Source organism: Nonomuraea sp. NPDC003707 (assembly GCF_053587055.1).
On the sequence record NZ_JBSFNK010000005.1, the window covers coordinates 94,244 to 110,620 of the forward strand.

The 16,377-nt window shown below is 72.8% G+C and carries 12 protein-coding genes; 3 read left to right on the top strand and 9 right to left on the bottom strand.

Annotated elements, in window-relative coordinates; genetic code table 11:
- Window positions 1-5: 5 nt before the first annotated feature.
- Both ACWDRB_RS14405 and ACWDRB_RS14410 read right to left on the bottom strand, forming a co-directional pair.
- A complete protein-coding gene (locus tag ACWDRB_RS14405) occupies window positions 6-140 on the bottom strand; it encodes a hypothetical protein (protein WP_318787313.1) in 135 nt (44 codons plus the stop codon).
- 103 nt (window positions 141-243) lie between these two features.
- A complete protein-coding gene (locus ACWDRB_RS14410; RefSeq protein WP_449893895.1) occupies window positions 244-1,836 on the bottom strand; it encodes a hypothetical protein in 1,593 nt (530 codons plus the stop codon).
- Window positions 1,837-1,990: 154 nt separating this feature from the next.
- Here ACWDRB_RS14410 and ACWDRB_RS14415 point away from each other — a divergent pair, with 154 nt between their 5' ends.
- Complete coding sequence (locus tag ACWDRB_RS14415) at window positions 1,991-3,853, top strand: hypothetical protein (protein WP_449893897.1); 1,863 nt, start codon at window positions 1,991-1,993, stop codon at window positions 3,851-3,853.
- A 3-nt stretch (window positions 3,854-3,856) separates the two neighbouring features.
- Here ACWDRB_RS14415 and ACWDRB_RS14420 read toward each other — a convergent pair whose 3' ends face one another.
- On the bottom strand, window positions 3,857-6,034 hold the full coding sequence (locus ACWDRB_RS14420) for an acyl-CoA dehydrogenase (protein ID WP_350728472.1): 2,178 nt from the start codon (window positions 6,032-6,034) through the stop codon (window positions 3,857-3,859).
- A 62-nt stretch (window positions 6,035-6,096) separates the two neighbouring features.
- Window positions 6,097-7,158: a hypothetical protein gene (locus ACWDRB_RS14425; RefSeq protein WP_449893900.1), complete on the bottom strand. Its 1,062-nt coding sequence runs from the start codon at window positions 7,156-7,158 to the stop codon at window positions 6,097-6,099.
- Between the two features lie 80 nt (window positions 7,159-7,238).
- Between ACWDRB_RS14425 and ACWDRB_RS14430 the strand changes: the two genes are divergently transcribed.
- Both ACWDRB_RS14430 and ACWDRB_RS14435 read left to right on the top strand, forming a co-directional pair.
- Window positions 7,239-8,669, top strand: a complete 1,431-nt coding sequence (locus tag ACWDRB_RS14430) for an AMP-binding protein (protein WP_449893902.1) — start codon at window positions 7,239-7,241, stop codon at window positions 8,667-8,669.
- Between the two features lie 18 nt (window positions 8,670-8,687).
- A complete protein-coding gene (locus ACWDRB_RS14435) occupies window positions 8,688-9,758 on the top strand; it encodes a S1C family serine protease (RefSeq protein ID WP_449893904.1) in 1,071 nt (356 codons plus the stop codon).
- Window positions 9,759-9,784: 26 nt separating this feature from the next.
- On the opposite strand, the gene ACWDRB_RS14440 is transcribed toward ACWDRB_RS14435, so the two are convergent.
- The 5 genes from ACWDRB_RS14440 to ACWDRB_RS14460 all read right to left on the bottom strand — a co-directional run bounded on the left by ACWDRB_RS14440 (window position 9,785) and on the right by ACWDRB_RS14460 (window position 16,339).
- Window positions 9,785-10,327 (bottom strand): OmpA family protein, encoded by a 543-nt coding sequence (locus ACWDRB_RS14440; protein ID WP_449893906.1) that lies wholly within the window; start codon window positions 10,325-10,327, stop codon window positions 9,785-9,787.
- Window positions 10,311-10,889 carry a hypothetical protein gene (locus tag ACWDRB_RS14445; protein ID WP_449893908.1) on the bottom strand — a complete coding sequence of 193 codons (579 nt, stop codon included), beginning with the start codon at window positions 10,887-10,889 and terminating at the stop codon, window positions 10,311-10,313. Before ACWDRB_RS14445 ends, ACWDRB_RS14440 begins: the two co-directional genes overlap by 17 nt.
- A gap of 73 nt (window positions 10,890-10,962) precedes the next feature.
- Window positions 10,963-13,755 carry a BTAD domain-containing putative transcriptional regulator gene (locus tag ACWDRB_RS14450; RefSeq protein WP_449893911.1) on the bottom strand — a complete coding sequence of 931 codons (2,793 nt, stop codon included), beginning with the start codon at window positions 13,753-13,755 and terminating at the stop codon, window positions 10,963-10,965.
- 13 nt (window positions 13,756-13,768) lie between these two features.
- Window positions 13,769-15,334, bottom strand: coding sequence for a serine/threonine-protein kinase (locus ACWDRB_RS14455; protein WP_449893913.1), 1,566 nt, complete (start codon window positions 15,332-15,334; stop codon window positions 13,769-13,771).
- Between the two features lie 42 nt (window positions 15,335-15,376).
- Window positions 15,377-16,339, bottom strand: coding sequence for a GlxA family transcriptional regulator (locus ACWDRB_RS14460; protein WP_355190880.1), 963 nt, complete (start codon window positions 16,337-16,339; stop codon window positions 15,377-15,379).
- Window positions 16,340-16,377 lie beyond the last annotated feature (38 nt).

A 16,377-nucleotide genomic window follows, 5' to 3' on the forward strand; every position in this document is an offset into this window, starting at 1 on the left:
CCGTGTTACCGGTCGCCGTAGTTGTAGAGCGGCCGGTTGACCGGTGTCGCCGTGGCACCGGTGAGTGACACGGTCGTGACGGTCGCCACCAGCGCAGCCAGGGCGACGCCAATGATCGCTGCTAAGAGGATCTTTATCACCGGGAATTCCTCCTTTGAGGCGGCAATGACCCGGGCGCACCCAACTTAGAACCAATTCTCCTTACTCGCTAGTAGCTAGACTGAATTTTCACAAAGTCGCCGATCAAGTAGGGTGATCGTTCCCGGCAGGCGCTTGAATTCTGTACAACCGCAGCTCAGGCCGATCGACGACCAGGGTGGCCCCCTCGGTCCACCGGGCGAACCCGGCACGCTCCTCGACCGTCCCCGCGTCCACCACGACGTACCGGAAGCCCGCTGCGGCCAGGTCTGGTGAAGATCCATCTAGTACGCGTTCCACCTCGCGCACCCGGCGGTCCTCGGCCGCGACGACCATGCTGCCGACCCGCACGGAGTCGTTTGCCACCACGTCGCGCCCCGGCGCGGCGAAGAAGCGCTGGGCCGGGTCGAGCACCGCCCGCCCGCCGTTCCAGGGGAACCGGCGATAAGACTCGAACGGTAGCACCAGGACGTCCCCCCGTGCCCCGTCCGCCAGGATCGCCGCCCTGGCCTCGTACCAGCCGCGCGGATACTCCACCGCCTCCAGCCGGCCGAACGCCCCCCAAGCCAGCGTCGGCAGCACCGCCACCGGCGCCAGCACCAGGAGCGACACCCCGTACGGCACCAGGCGCCCGCCCTCGGCGGCGGCCCGCGCGGCGAGCAGGCCGAGCCCCACGGCGGCCAGCAGCGCGAGCGGCGCCAGGAACTGCTGCGCGTCACGCAGCACCCCGAACCCGCCCCACAGCTCCACCAGCCACCTGAGCGCCGCCCGGCCGGCGGCGGTGACGCCGAGGCAGGCGATCGCGAACCCGGCGGCCGCCGCCACGGCGAGCCCCGCCCGGCCGGACAGGTCCCGGGCGCGCGCCACCGCCGCGATCCCGGCGAGCACCAGCACGAGCCTGGCCAGGGCGGCGACCGGTGCGTCGTACCCGGCGGGCACCGCGCCGGCGTTCCAGATCCCGCCGAGCGACAGCAGGCTCACCACCGAGCCGAAGGGGCCGTCCGCCCGGGCGGCGAACGCGTCCACGCCCACGCCGTCCCCGTTCAGCGCCTCCGGCCGGGCCAGCGCGGGCACCAGCCAGGGCAGGCTGAACGCCAGGACGAGGCTCGCCGCCAGCACGGTGTCCGCCACCCGGCGTCTGTGCTCGACGGTCGCGCTCCGGGCGTACCAGGCCGAGGGGATGACGGTGATCGCGGTGACGGCCATCGCGGCGAACCCGCCCACCGCGGCCGGCACCATCGCCACGGCCACGCGGCGGCGCGCGCACGCCGCCCGCACCACCCACGGCAGGCCGGCGTACCCCAGGAGCAGCGCCCACTGCCCCATCAGCAGCCGCTCGGCGACGTACGGGTTCCAGACGTAGAACGCTCCCGCGACCAGCCGGGGCCCCAGCACGACCGACGGGACCAGCAGCCCCGCCCCCGCGCAGCCCAGCGCGAACACCCCCAGCAGGACCGCCTTCTGCACCAGCTCCGCGGGAACCACCGAGGCCACCGCGGTCACGACGGCGTCGCTCGGCACGACCCGCGGCGCCCCGCCGGCCAGCCCGAAGGTGAAGCGCGAGAAACGCGGCTCCGGCACGAACACCATGTCCTGGACGAGGACGAACCCCCACCCCAGCCCTGGCCCCAGTGCGAGAGCTCCCAGGACGAGTCCGAGCAGCGCGCAGGCTGCTCCGGCCCTCCTGGTCTGCGGCATCCCGCTATGACATCACAACCCAGCTACAGACATTCCCGGCATGTCCCTCGATTGTTAGTCTTTCCGCAGATCCAGGTGCTCTCTCGGTGACACGACGCCGCGCAGGGGAGCGGCGCGGGACCGATCCACGCGAGCGACGGGGCCAGAGGGACCGGTGACGACGAGCGAGACGACGGCCGAGAGCCGCCCGCGGACGCGCGGCGCCGAGGGTCGCCCGTGGACGCGCGGCGACGCCGTGCTGGCCGCCGGGCTGGTCATGGTGGCCGTCCAGCTGGTCTGGAAGTTCGACCTGGTACGGCGCTCCTACTTCAGGCAGGACGACTTCACCTTCATCGCCCGCGGCCTGGAGCACGGCTTGACCTGGGACTACCTCATGCGGGTGGACTACGGTCACCTCGTGCCGGGGCCGTTCGCGATCCAGTGGGCGCTGGGCCGGCTGGGGGTCTACAACGACGTGCTGGCCCACGCCGTGGCGATGACGTTGCTCGGCGCCGCGGGGCTGGCGCTGCTGCGGCTGCTGCGGCTGCTGTTCGGGCCGCGCCCGGCCATCCTGGTGCCGCTCGCGTTCTACCTGCTGACCCCGATGACGATCTCGTCGCTGTCGTGGTGGGCGGTGCTGATCGAGACGCTGCCGTTCCAGATCGCGCTGCCGATGGCGCTGAGCTCGCACGTGCACTATGCGCGGACCGGCCGCTTCAGGCACGCGCTGGCCGCCGCGGCGTGGACGGCGGCCGGCATGGCCTTCTTCGTGAAGGCGCCGTTCATCCTGGTGCTCGCGCTCGCGCTGAGCGTGGGGTGGCTGCGCCGGCCCCGGCAGTGGCCGGCCTGGGTGCTGTACGCCGGGGTGGTCGCGGTCTACGCGGTGATCTTCTTCCGGCAGCTCTTCACCTCCGTGCAGCTCACGGACGACACCGTGCAGCCGAGCCTGCCGAGCCTGTCGGTCGCGGCCAGGTTCGCCTGGACGCTGCTGTGGGGCTCGCTGGTGCCCGGCACGTTCGGCGGGCCGTGGAAGTGGCTGCCCATCGGGGACGACTACGCCATCGCCGCCACGCCGCCCGCTCTGGCCTGGGCCGCGCTCGGGCTGGCGGTCGTGGCCGTGGCGGTGTCGATCCGCTACCGCAGGCGCGCCTGGCTGGCCTGGCTGATCCTGCTCGGCTACGTGCTGCTCGCCGACGTGGTGCCGGTGCTGATCGGGCGCATCGAGCAGCTCGGCCCCGACCTGGGCGGCTACGAGCTGCGCTACGTCTCCTCAACATCCATGGTGCTGGCCCTGGTGATCGGCATGGCGTTCATCCCGCTGCGGGACGAGGAGCGGCCCTGGCTGCGCCCCGCGCCCCGGCTGAGGCTGGTGTGGGTGCCGCTGGCCGCCGTCGTCGCGGCGGGCTCGATCTGGTCGGTGACGGCCTACGGCCGCCTGCCCCTCGGGCAGCACGTCAAGAGCTACGTGGAGACGGCACGGGTGGCGCTCAAGCGCACGCCGCCCGGCTCCGTCATCGTGGACGCGTACGTGCCGCCGAAGGTGGTCGTGGCCACGTTCTTCTACCGGTACGCGCTGACGTCCAAGGTGCTCGGCCCCATCGCCGCGCACCCGGTCACCTGGACCGGCCGGCTGAACGGGCCGGTCAGCGGCCCGCTCATGTTCGACGACCAGGGCCGCCTGCGCCCGGTGTCCATCGAGGGCGCCGTCGTCCCCGGGCGGTCCCCCTGCACGCGGGTGGGCCCCGCGGGGGTCCGCTTCCGCCTTCCCCTGTCCCTGCCCAAGGGCACGTGGACGGCCCAGATCGGCTACCTGAACCCGGTGGAGACCACGCTGTCCGTGCGGCTCGGCGGGTCCGAGACGCGGGTGCCCGCGGGCAGGGACCTGGGCTCGACGTACGCGGCCGTCGAGGGCGGCGGGACCGACCTGGTCCTGCGCACCCTGGACGGCCGGTCCGCCTGCGTCGGCGAGATCAGGGTCGGCATCCCCAGACCGGCCGTGAACGCCACCGCCGTCCCCCCGCAGCCAGTGGGGGGATGACGCTCACTTGCCGGGCTCGGGGTCCCTGGGCAGGCCCAGCATGCGCTCGCCGATGATGTTGAGCTGCACCTCCGTGGTGCCGCCGTAGATGGTCATCGCCCTGGTGGCGAGCACCGCGCGGTTCCAGTAGCCCGCGTCGCCGAGCTTCATGTCGGCCCCCACGACCGCCGCCGCACCCAGCAGGTCCACCGCCGTCTCGGAGACGTGCTGGGCGTGGGAGGTGGACAGCAGCTTGCGTACGGACGCGTCCGCGCCCGGCTCGGCCCCGGCGAGCTGCTTGAGCGTGACCCGCAGCGACAGCGCGTTGATCGAGTGGCCCTCGCAGACCACCGCGGCCACCTGCTGCGCCTCGGCCGGCGTCAGCTCGCGGCCGAGGCGGCCGATCAGGCCCAGCAGGTCGGGTACGGACGCGCCGGTGCCGCCGGAGCCGGACGACAGCGAGACGCGCTCGTTCGAGAGCGTGTTGCGGGCGACCTTCCAGCCGTCGCCGACCTCGCCCACGACCAGGTCGTCGGGGACGAAGACGTCGTCGAGGAAGACCTCGTTGAACAGGTTCTCGCCGGTCATCTCGGTCAGCGGCCGGACCGTGACGCCCGGGGCCTTCATGTCCACCAGGAAGTACGTGATGCCCTGGTGCTTGGAGCCCTCGCTGGAGTTGCGGGCGATGCAGATGCCCCACTCGGCCACGTGGGCGACGGAGGTCCAGATCTTCTGCCCGGTCAGCTTCCAGCCGCCCTCGACCTGCTCCGCCTTCATCTGCAGCGAGGCCAGGTCGGACCCGGCGCCGGGCTCGGAGAACAGCTGGCACCAGATCGTCTCGCCGCTGAGCGTCCTGGGCAGGAAGCGCTCCTGCTGCTCCCGGGTCCCGTACGCGGCGACGGACGGCACCACCCACGCGCCGATGATCATCGCGGGCAGCTTGACCTTGGCGGCCTTGAGCTCCTGGGCGATCAGCACCTGCTCCAGCGGCTTGGCGTCGCGGCCCCACGGCCGGGCCAGGTGCGGCATGACGAAGCCGCGGTCGGCCAGGGCCCGCTTCTGCTCCTTGCCCTCCAGCCGGGCGATCTCCGCGATCTCGGCCCGGATCGACTCGCGCAGCTCCTCGGCGTCCTCGGGCAGGTCGATCTGCATCTCGCGGGCGACGCCCTCCAGGGCCAGCCCGGTCACCTTGGCCGCCCACTCCGACGAGGAGCCGAGCAGGGCGCGCAGGGTGAGCGCGCGGCGGTAGTAGAGGTGGGCGTCGTGCTCGAAGGTGTAGCCGATGCCGCCGAAGGTCTGGATGGCGTCCTTGGCGCACTGGACGGCGGCGTCGGGGGCCATCACGCCCGCGATGGCGGCGGCGTACTCCAGCTCCTTGCCGTCCGCCCTGGTGGCGTCCCAAACGGTTGCGCGCGCCTGCTCCAGCGCGACCAGCATGCGGGAGAGCTTGTGCTTGATGCCCTGGAACTGGCCGATCGGGCGGCCGAACTGCACGCGCACCTTGGCGTATTCGGCGGCGGCGGTGACGCACCACGAGGCCAGGCCCGCGGCCTCGGCGCCGAGCAGGATCGCGGCGAGGTTCAGCACGTCGGGGCGCTGGACGCCGCCCAGGATGCCCTCGGCGGGGACCACCAGCTCCGACAGCTCCACCTTGGCCACCGGCCTGGTCAGGTCCAGCGACTTGACCTCGGTGACGGTGACGGCGGAGGCGTCGACGAGGATCCACTCCTCGCCGTCGTCCGTGGCGACCGGCAGCACGAGCGCATCGGCCAGCGAGCCGCCGAGCACGGGGTCGGCCGTGCCGGAGACGACCAGGGAGCCGTCCTCGGTGCGGGTGCCGGTCAGCGAGCCGGTCAGGGCGACGGCGCCGGTGAGGGTGCCGTCGGCGAACGACTCGAGGTGCTCGGGGCGCTTGGAGGCGTTGATCACGGCACTGGCCAGCACGGTCGGCAGGTAGGGACCCGGGGCCATGCGCTCGGCCAGCGCCTCGACGGCCACGGCCGTCTCCAGCAGCCCGTAGCCGGAGCCGCCGTACTCCTCGGGCACGTGCAGGCCGAGCAGCCCCTGCTCGGCGAGGCCCGCCCAGAACGGCGGACGCCCCTCCGTCCCGGCGCGCAGCAGCTCGGACGGGATGTTCCGCTCGGCCCAGCCGCTCACCGACTCACGGAGCGCCTCGTGCTCCTCGCTCAACCCGATCGCCATGCTCATCCTCCATGCCAGGTCCGACCCATACCTAGAACCATATTCTAGAGGATGCTTCTGGCCTAGAGCGGTCGAACCCGTTGGACGAGGGTGTTGATGTCCGCCCAGCGCTTCTTGTTCGGCTCGGGGATGGAGGCCAGGAGCATCGCGGGCTTGGTCTTGCCCACCTCGACGATCGTCACCATGGCCTGGGCGACCTGCTGCTTGCCGTTGAAGGTGTAGGTGACCTGGTAGCCGAGCGTCCAGCCCTTGCCGACCGGGACCTTCTGGGAGGCGGTCCAGGCGAGCGTGGCGCCCGCGGGGTACTGCGTGCGGAGCGACCAGCGGGCGGCCTGGGTGGCCAGCTCGCGGTAGTCGGCGTCCTTGGAGGGCTTCGTCGTGGGCGAGTCACCCGGGAACATGGCCGAGGCGACCACCGTGTGCGGGACGGCCACCTTGCCGATGCGCTGCGCGATGGAGAACGGCGGGAACGACTTGGCCTTCCACGGTGTGGCCAGCCTGGGGTAGCTGATCCCGGCGTTCTTGTCGCTGATGATGCCGGTGACCACGGCCGCGGTGCCCGCCAGGGTCGGGTACGCCTTGCTCTTCGGCACCGGCGGCAGCACGATCGGGCTCTCGGTGGGGGTCGGGGCGGCCGACGCCGAAGGAGCGCCGGAGCTCGGCACGGGGGCGACGGAGGCCACCTGCTCGGCCGACTTGTTGGTGGGCACGTCGCCGGAGAAGACCACGAAGATCAGGAACACGGCGAGGACGGTGACAAGGATCGCACCGAGGAGATAGACGACCTTGATCGGAATGTCGCCGATGCCGCGCCTCGGCGGCTTGGGGATGGGCAGGGGCGGGGACGGGGGCGGATACAGCGGCTGCTGCTGCACCGGAGGCTGCGGCAGCGGGCCGGGAAGCGGGCCGGGACCGCCTCGCTGGGCAGGAGGCTGCGGAAGAGGCGCCTGCTGGGGAGGGGTCTGCTGCACCGGCGGGCCGCCCGCCGGGGGCCTGAGAGGGACGGATGGACCCGCCGCCGGCGGGCGGGGGATCTGGACCGTCTCCTCGGCAGGCAGGACGACCTTGCGGAACGGAGTGGTGGGTGAATCGTATGAAGGTCTCTTGTCGCCGACGTCCGCCATGGCCATGAGGTTACGTCACAAGAGAGCTGGATAATTCCTCCAATACCCCTGCAGAATCTAATTCTGTAAGGTCTGCGAACATGAGGGGTTTTTACGAGATCGCAGCCCATGACCCTGAACGTCCCGCGCTCCTCGGTGACACCGGCGCCACCTACGGTGAACTTCTCGCCCGGGTGAACCAGGTCTCCAACGGCCTGACGGCACGTGGAGTCGCCCCCGGCGACCGCGTCGTCACCGTGCTGAAGAACGGGCTCGACGCCCTCACCATGATGCTCGCGACGTACCAGACCGGCGCCTACCTCGTGCCCGTCAACTGGCATTTCACCGCCGAGGAGATCGACTACATCGTGGCCGACTGCGGGGCCGGGCTGGTGGTCTCGCCGGACGCCCGCTCGGTCGCCGAGCTCGCCGACGGGCAGCCCGCCACCGCGCCGCCGCACCGGCGGGCCGGGTCCATGATGCTCTACACTTCCGGGACGACGGGACGACCCAAAGGGGTGCGTCGGCGGCTGCTGGACCTGACGCCGGAGGAGCTGTACCCGATCCTCGTCCGCAAGAGCTGGCGCCACTTCGGGCTGCCGTTCGGCGGGGTGCACCTGGTGTGCTCGCAGCTCTACCACTCGGCGCCGTACGGGCAGGCCATGATGGCGCTGCAGTTCGGGCACGCGATCGTGGCGCCGGAGCGGTTCGAGGCCGTCGAGGCGCTGCGGCTGATCGAGCGGCATCGGGTGACGAACGCGTTCATGGTGCCCACGATGTTCCACCGGCTGCTGGGGGTGCCGGATCGGGAGTCGTACGACCTGTCGTCCCTCACCCACCTCTACCACGGGGCGGCCCCGTGCCCGCCGGCCACCAAGCAGGCGATGATCGACTGGCTAGGGCCCGTGCTGTGGGAGTACTACGGGTCCACCGAGGCGGCCGTGGCGACCATGGTGTCCTCGCAGGAGTGGCTGGCCAGGCCGGGCACGGTCGGCAGGGCGCTGGACGGGATGTCGTTCACGATCGTCGGGGAGGACGGCCGGGAGGTGAGGCCGGGCTCGCCGGGGCTGGTCTACATCGGCGGGATCAACCGGTTCGAGTACCACCGCGACCCGGACAAGACGGCGGCGGCGATGCGCGGCCAGGCGTACACGCCCGGGGACATCGGCTACCTCGACGACGACGGCTATCTGTTCCTGCTGGACCGGCGGACCGACCTGATCATCTCCGGCGGGGTCAACATCTACCCGGCCGAGATCGAGGCGGCGCTGCTCGAACACCCCGCCGTGGCGGACGTGGCCGTGATCGGCGTACCGGACCCGGAGTGGGGGCACAAGGTCGTCGCGCTCGTGCAGCCGGCGGCCGGCGCGGTGGCCGGGGACGAGCTCACGGCGGAGCTGCTGCGGCACTGCGCGCCCCGGCTGGCCAGGCTCAAGCATCCCCGGCTGATCGAGTACCGGGAGTCGCTGCCGCGCACGCCGACCGGCAAGCTGAGCAGGCACAACGTGCGGGAAGCGTATCTTTCGGGCTGAGCTGGGAACAGTCCTCCCATGAGGAGGATCGCCGCGGGACTGGCCACCGCTTTCGTGCTGCTGCTCGCGGGCTGCGCTCCTCCCCCCACGTCCAGCGCGACGCCGTCGACCGCGACCCCGCACAGCTCGCCGACGGCCTCTCCCTCACCGCCGTCGCTGCACTCGCTGGAGTCGGCGTACGAGGACGTCATCGCCGACGTCCTGCCGTCCATCGTCCAGATCACCACCAAGGTCGGGCTCGGGTCCGGCATCGTGCTCGACACCGCGGGACACATCATCACCAACGCTCACGTCGTCGGCCAGGCCGGCAAGATGGAGGTCACGATCGCCACCGGCGGCCCGCCGCGCTCGGCCAAACTGGTCAGGTCCTTCAACGCGGGGGACCTGGCGGTGATCAAGGTGGACAACCCGAACGGGCTGCGGCCCGCGCGGTTCGGGGACTCGTCCAAGCTGCGGGTCGGGCAGATCGTGCTCGCCATGGGCAACCCGCTGGGCCTGTCGGGCAGCGTGACGAACGGGATCGTCTCGGCTCTCGGCCGTACCGTCTCCGAGCCTCAGGAGGCGGGCTCCCCCGGGGCCACGATCGCCGGCGCCATCCAGACCTCGGCCGCCATCAACCCGGGCAACAGCGGCGGAGCGCTCGTGGACCTGTCGGGCAGCGTGATCGGCATCCCCACGCTCGCGGCCACCGACCCCGAGCTGGGCGGGGGCGCGGCGCCGGGCATCGGGTTCGCGATCCCGAGCAACACCGCCAGGGACATCGCCACCCAGATCGTCAGGTACGGCAAGGTCACCAACAGCCACCGGGCCGCGCTCGGCATCCAGGGCAGCACGGTGATCAGCACGGACGGGCAGGAGATCGGCGTGGGCGTCATCCGGGTCGAGCCGGGCAGCGGGGCGGACAAGGCGGGGATCGCGGCCGGTGACGTGATCGTCTCGATCAACGGCAGGAACACGCCGACGATGGCGTCCCTCGCGGAGGCCCTCGCCACCCTCAGGCCCGGCGACCAGGCCAAGGTCGGGGTGCAACACTCCGACGGCACCACGAGCACGGTCACCGTCACCCTGAGCCAACTCCGAACCGACTGACCCCCCGCTCACGGCACCGGCGGGGGTCACTGCTTGGCGGTGAAGACGATCTCGACCCGCCGATTCTGCGCCCGGTTCTTCTCGACCGGCTTCCCGCCCACCACGTTGGGCCGCCGCGGCCGGCTCTCGCCGTACCCCCGCGCCTCCAGATTCACCCCCGCCCCCGTGAGCAGCCCGCGCATGGCCGTCTCCACGGCCTGCGCCCGCCGCCGCGACAGCGCGAGGTTGTACGAGTCGCTCCCCTGATCGTCCGTGTGCCCCTCGATCCTGACCGCCCCGCCCGCGCCGTCGGCGTTAACCTTCGCGGCCACCTCCTGCAGCCGCTGCCTCGCCTTCGCGGTCAGCTGCCACTTGTCCAGCGCGAACAGCACGTCGCTGGTGAGCGAGACCGTCACCTGGCGCCCCTGCTTGGTCTCGGTCTCGGTGCCGTCCAGCGACTCGACCTCGCCGATGATGTCCTCGACGGGCAGCACCAGGTCCTCCACCGCCCCCACGGCGTCGGACGGCGCGCTGGGCGCGGGGGTGGGCGACAGGACGAGGGCCAGGGCGACGCTAAGAGATCGGAACATCGGTGAGCACGCCGATCATGGGCATCTCGATGTTGATCTTCGTGACGTCCGCCGGAGGCGCCGCGAAGACCGCGTACAGCGTGGACGCGTCCCCCTTGTCCAGGAACTGGCCCTGGGTGCCGGAGCAGACGCACTTCGCGTTCTCATCGGTGCCGTTGCGGGCCACGCGGTAGCGCTTGGCGTTCACCGGGTCGATCAGGGAGACGCCCGAGACCGTGTAGTCGAGGGTGGCCGTGCCAAGGCCGTTGTGGACGTTGACCTTGCCGTCGAGCGCGGTGATCGTCCAGTTGAGGCTGAGGGTCCTGCCCTGGCGCTTGAGCGCGGTGATGTCGACGCGGGCCTTGCCGCGGTTCCCGGCCCCGTACACCTCGGCCTCATGGCTGGCGATCACCCTCGTCTCCTGCGGAGGCGCCTGTTCCGCTGGGGCCGGGGGTTCGGTGGTGGTTTCCGCGACGGTCTGGGGCTGCTTCTCCTCGCCGCCGCCGCCGGCCTGCCGCCCCGGGAGCGCGCCGCAACCGGCCAGCGCGACAGCCGCGACAGCCAGCGCGATCGTCTTTCGCATTCTGAGATCACCTTCGTTGTCGGGGATGTGGCCCTCACCGTAGGGAGGCGGCGTTCAGGATCCGCATAGTCCGCTATATTCGCGGGCCACGCCGTCTACGGGCCTCCTGCGCGAGCCGGTCGGCCTCGGCTCTGCCCTGCTCGTCACTGAGGCGGTCAAACTCTCCCATAGCACGCGTAAGCGCCTCAACCGCTCCGTCAATGTCGTCGAGGTCCAGCGCGGCCCGGGCGAGCGCCATCAGGGCCTGCGCGGCGCCCCGCCGGTCCCCGTACGCGACGAACGTCTCCAGCCCTTCCCTCGCGGAGCCGGCCGCGGCCCCTGGCGTGCCTTCCGCCCTGGCGATCTCGGCCAGTACGAGCAGCGCCCCCGCCTCGGGCAGCCGGTCGCCCAGGCGGCGGTTGATCCGCAGCCGCCGTTCCACGCACCCGCGGGCCTCGGCGAGCCTGCCCCCGCCCAGGTGCAGCCTGCCCAGGTCCAGCAGCGCCTCCGCCTCGCCACGCGGGTCGCCGAGGTCCTGGTACGCGCTCAGGCTCTCGTTGAGCCGGCCCTCGTCCTGGCGCAACGCGCCCAGCGCCCGTAAGGCATCGGCCCGCCCGCGCCGGTCCTCCGCCTCCTCGAAGACCCGCAGGGCCCGTACGAACGCCTGCTCGGCCTCCGCCGGACGGGCCTGGACCAGCCCGAGCCGGAGCGTGACCCTGGCCAGCTCCAGCCCTTCCACCAGCGGCTGGGCCGCCCGCAGCGCCGCGGCCGCCGACTCCGTGCGTCCTTCGGCCCGGTGCAGGTCGGCCAGGCCGCGCAGCAGGAGCGCCTCGCCGTGCCGGTGGCCCGCCGCCCTGGCCGCGTCCAGCCCGGTCGCCGTGGTGGCGTGCCAGTCGTCGTGGTGCGCGCCCAGCTCGAACAGCGGGGTGAGGTAGAAGGCCAGCCGCCAGGCGGCCTCGTACAGGCCCACCCGGGAGAAGTCCCCGACGGTCGCCACCAGGAAGCGGCGCTCGGCGCTCAGCCAGCGCGCCTCGTGCCGCAGCCACCCGGTCTCCAGCCGCTCCGCGCCGGGCAGGTGGACCTCGGTGCGGCCGGTGCCGGGCTCGGCGGGCAGGAGGGAGGCTCTGGCCTGCCGGGTCCGTTCGAGGATCGCGCCCGCGATGACGGCCAGCACGCGTTCCGGGCCGCCTTCCTCCCCGGCAAGGCGTTCGGCGGCGTAGAGCCTGGTCAGGTCGTGCCAGCCGTACCGCTCCTGACCGGCCTCGTCCAGGCCGCGCGACTGCAGCAGCCCGGCCTCCGCCAGCGGCTCCAGGTCCGTGCCGAACACCCACGACGCGAAGTCGGGCGCCGACAGCGCGCCGAGCCCGCGCAGCAGCCGCCGTTCCGGGTCGGCCAGGCCCCGGTAGCCGAGCGCGAGGCTGCCCCGCACGGCGAGGTCTCCCGCGCTGAGCTCGTCGAGCCTGCGCCGCTCGTCTCCCAGGCGGCCCGCCAGGTGGTCGAGCGTCCAGCCCGGCTTCCTGGCCAGCCGGGAGCCGGCGATGCGCAGGGCCAGGGGCAGGTGGCCGCAGAGCCGTACGATGCGCAGTGCGGCCTCGGGCTCGGCCCGCACCCGCTCGTGCCCGGCCACCTCGCCGAGCATCGCCACCGCCTCGTCCCCGTCGAGGACCCCCATCTCGTACGCCCGCGCCGCCTCCAGCCCGGCCAGCGGCGACCGGCTCGTCACCAGGGTGAGACTGCCGGGCCCGGTCGGCAGCAACGGGCGCACCTGGGCCTCGTCGGCGGCGTCGTCCAGCACGACGAGCAGCCGCTTGCGGGCCGTCATGCTCCGGTAGAGCCGCACCCGCTCGTCCGGCGCCGGCGGGACCGCGCCGTCCGGGCAGCCCAGCGAACGCAGCAGGTCCTCCAGCACGGCGCCGGGCGGCCGGGCGCCCAGCGAGGCGTAGAGCCGGCCGTCCGGGCGTTCGAGGCCGGTGGCGGCGTGCACCGCGACGGCCGACTTCCCGCAGCCGGGCGGGCCGTGCAGGACGAGGTGCACGGGGGCCGACGCGTGCTCGCGAGCCGTCCGGACGATCCAATCGAGTACGGGCGATCGGCCGACAAAATCGGAAATGTCGGGTGGCAGCTCGTCGACCGGGCCGCGGTCGCCACCGGCCGGTGCCGCGGGGCGGTCCTCGCCGGCCAGGACCCGCCGGTGAGCGTCGGCCAGCTCCGTGCCCGGTTCCAGACCCAGCTCGTCCACCAGCGTCCGGCGCGCGTCCTGGTAGGCCCCGAGCGCCTCCGACCGGCGTCCCGCCTGGTGGAGGGCTTCGATGAGACGCACCCAGGCGCGTTCGCGCAGCGGATGCGCCCCGACCAGCGCCCGCAGCTCCCCGATCACCTCCGCGCCCCGCCCCAGCCGCAGGTCCAGCTCCACCCGCTCCTCCAGCGCTGTCAGGCGCAGCTCCTCCAGCGGTACGGCGTGCGTCCGGCGCAACAGGGACGACTCGACGTCGGCCAGCGCCTGCCCCCGCCACAGCGCCAAGGCCGCCCTGAAACCGTCGGCCGCCTCCGCCACCCGGCCCGCCGCCCGGGCCTGCCGCGCCCCGCCGACCAGCCGCTCGAACCGATGGCAGTCGACGTCGTCCCGCTCGACGTCGATCAGGTAGCCGCCCGGCACCGTACGGATGCCGTCCACGAGCTTGCGCAGCGCGCTGACGTACACCCGGAGCACCGACCCCGCCGAGGCCGGCGGCCGGTCGTCCCACACCACGGACATCAGCCGCTCGACCGGCACCGTCTCACGGGCCGACAGCAGCAGCGCGGCCAGCAACGTGCGGTGCTTGGCCGGTCCCGGCACCTGACCGGACTCGATCCGCAACGGACCGAGCACGCCGAAGCGCACGCTCACGCACCTCTCAGCATCACGTGCCCGCCGGCCTGAGCGCGAAGGAGTCGAAGCGGACGCGTGCGGACCCGGTGGCGCCGGAGGCGGCATGGACGCCGGACTCGCCGGGGCCGTAGGGCGCGTCGGAGTCGGTCGCCTGCGCGACCAGGCGTTCGTTCAGCCACATGCGCAGCGTCACCTTGCCCCCGCTCTCGCCGCACTCCGCAACGACGCGGTTGACGGCCGCGCCCTGCGCGTCCGCCGGGCCGTACAGGGTCGTGCCCCGAGTGCCCGTACGGCGCTTGACGATCGTGACCTTGCCCGAGCCGCTCACCCCGAACTCGTAACGATCGCCGGAGCGCGCCGAGCCGTGGCACCACACACCGTACTCCCCGCTCCCCTCCTCAAGGGTGGCCTTCGCGCTGACGACCACGCCGCCCTCCGGCTCCTGCCTGGGGGCCGACTTCCACAGCCGCCAGCCCGGCTTGACGGTCAGCTCGTAGCCGGAGCCCGCCTGACGCGCGCTCCCGCCCTCCGACGCGCCGATCGCCCAGGAGTCGCCGAAATCGGCCTCGTACGGCCAGCTCTCCTGTGACAGCGCGGGCACGGTCACGGCGGCGGCGACGACGGCGAGCACGAGCCCGGCGGCCCCCGCGACCCACGGCCACCGCCTCCGCTTCGGCTTCGCCGCAGACACAGACACAGACACAGACGCGGGCGGGGGTGACATACCGGACGCGGGCCGCAGGTCGGGTCCGGGCCGCACGTCGGTCGTCGTGGTGCCCGTCCAGGTGCGCTCCACCCTTTCCGTGGCCGTGGCCAGGCGGGTGCCGCCGACCAGGTCCGCCAGCAGCCGCTGGGCCGTCGGCCGCAGGCGCGGATCCTTGGCCAGCGCCCGCTCCACGACCTGCCTGATCCCCTCGTCGAGCCCGTCCAGCCTGGGCCCGTCCTGCGTGATCCGGTACAGCACCTCCGCGGGCGCCCCGCCCCCGAACGGCAGCCGCCCCGTCCCCGCGAACGCGATCACCCCGCCCCACGCGAACACGTCGGCCGCGGGCGTCAGCGGCTCCCCGCGCACCTGCTCGGGCGCCATGAACGCGGGCGTCCCGAGTATCGCCTGGCTGACCAGGCTGTCGTGCTCCACGAGCTGGGCGATGCCGAAGTCGATCACCCGGGGCCCGAGCGGCGAGAGGAGCACGTTCGACGGCTTGAGGTCGCGGTGGATCACCCCGGCCCCGTGGATGGCGCTCAGCGCGGTGGCGATGCCCACCGCGAGCGCCTCCAGGTTCCCGCCCGACAGCGGCCCCTGCTCGTTCACGGCCTGCGCCAGGTCGGGCCCCTTGACGTATTCGGTGACGAGGTAGGCGACGTCGCCGTCGATCCCCGCGTCCAGCACGGGCGCGGTGCAGAACCTGGCCACCCGGCGGGCCGCCGCGACCTCCCGCTCGAAGCGCCGCCTGAACGCCGGATCGCGGGCCAGCGCCGGATGGATGACCTTGAGCGCTGCCAGGCCGCCGGTGGGTGTCGAGGCGAGATGCACCTCGCCCATGCCGCCGCGCCCGAGCAGGCGCCGCAGCGTGTACCCGCCAATGACCTCGTTCATCGCAGACAGACTAGCCAGCTCCCGACATTTCCCTGGATCGGGTCACCCGGCCGCCTGGGTCAGCCGGTAGCGCGACGGCGGGATCCCGTACCGGTCGACGAACGCCTGCCGCAGTGTCTCCGCCGTCCCGAACCCGCACCGCACGGCCACAGACGCCATCGGCAGGGACGTGGACGCCAGCAGGTGCGCGGCGGCCTCGGTGCGGGCCTGCCGGACATATCGCCCGGGCGTCAGCTGCAGGTGCTGGAGGAAGAGCCGGGTGAGGTGCCGCTCGCTCACCCCCGCCTCGTTCGCCAGCGCGGCCGTGGTGAGGTCGTCGCGCAGGTGCGCGGCGATGTACTCGATGGTCCGCCTGACCAGGTTGTTCGCGGGGACGGGCGCACTGACGAACATGCTCATCTGCGCCTGGTCGCCGGGCCGCTGCAGGTAGGTGACCAGGTTGCGGGCCACCGTGCGGGCCAGCTCGGGGCCGTTGTCCTCCGCCACGAAGGCGAGCGTGAGGTCGAGGGCGGCGGTGACGCCGGCGGACGTGGCGACGTTGCCGTCGCGGATGAAGATCGGGTCGGCGTCCACGGCCACCGCGGGATGCCGGGCCGCCAGGTCGTGCGCCAACTGCCAGTGCGTGGTGGCGCGCCGCCCGTCGAGCAGCCCCGCGGCGGCGAGCACGTACGCGCCCGTGCAGACGGAGGCGACGCGGCGGCTCTCGCGGGCCAGCCTGCGGACGTGTCCGACGATCAGCGGGCTGGCGGCGGCGTCGTCGTGGCCGACCCCGCCGGACACCACCAGCGTGTCGAGCGGCCCGTGGATCCGCTCCAGCGCCAGCTGGGCCTGGACGGTCAGCCCGGTGCCGCAGGTGACGGGGTGCCCGCCCGGCGTGGCCACGCGCACCTCGTAGCAGGGCGCCGCGCCGTGCCAGTTGGCCTCCTCCAGCGTCGAGGTGACGCAGGCGACGTCGAGTAACCCCACCGCCTCGTACGCCACGACGACGACCCGTCGTACCTCCATGGCCATGACTGTAGGGCCGAAGGACAGAGAGCCCAAGT

Excerpts from the sequence above, each read along its gene's own strand:
- ACWDRB_RS14410 (WP_449893895.1), bottom strand. The coding sequence starts at position 1,836 with ATGCCGCAGACCAGGAGGGCCGGAGCAGCCTGCGCGCTGCTCGGACTC.
- ACWDRB_RS14420 (WP_350728472.1), bottom strand. The coding sequence starts at position 6,034 with ATGGCGATCGGGTTGAGCGAGGAGCACGAGGCGCTCCGTGAGTCGGTG.
- ACWDRB_RS14425 (WP_449893900.1), bottom strand. The coding sequence starts at position 7,158 with ATGGCGGACGTCGGCGACAAGAGACCTTCATACGATTCACCCACCACT.
- ACWDRB_RS14430 (WP_449893902.1), top strand. The coding sequence starts at position 7,239 with ATGAGGGGTTTTTACGAGATCGCAGCCCATGACCCTGAACGTCCCGCG.
- ACWDRB_RS14435 (WP_449893904.1), top strand. The coding sequence starts at position 8,688 with ATGAGGAGGATCGCCGCGGGACTGGCCACCGCTTTCGTGCTGCTGCTC.
- ACWDRB_RS14440 (WP_449893906.1), bottom strand. The coding sequence starts at position 10,327 with ATGTTCCGATCTCTTAGCGTCGCCCTGGCCCTCGTCCTGTCGCCCACC.
- ACWDRB_RS14445 (WP_449893908.1), bottom strand. The coding sequence starts at position 10,889 with ATGCGAAAGACGATCGCGCTGGCTGTCGCGGCTGTCGCGCTGGCCGGT.
- ACWDRB_RS14455 (WP_449893913.1), bottom strand. The coding sequence starts at position 15,334 with ATGAACGAGGTCATTGGCGGGTACACGCTGCGGCGCCTGCTCGGGCGC.
- ACWDRB_RS14460 (WP_355190880.1), bottom strand. The coding sequence starts at position 16,339 with ATGGAGGTACGACGGGTCGTCGTCGTGGCGTACGAGGCGGTGGGGTTA.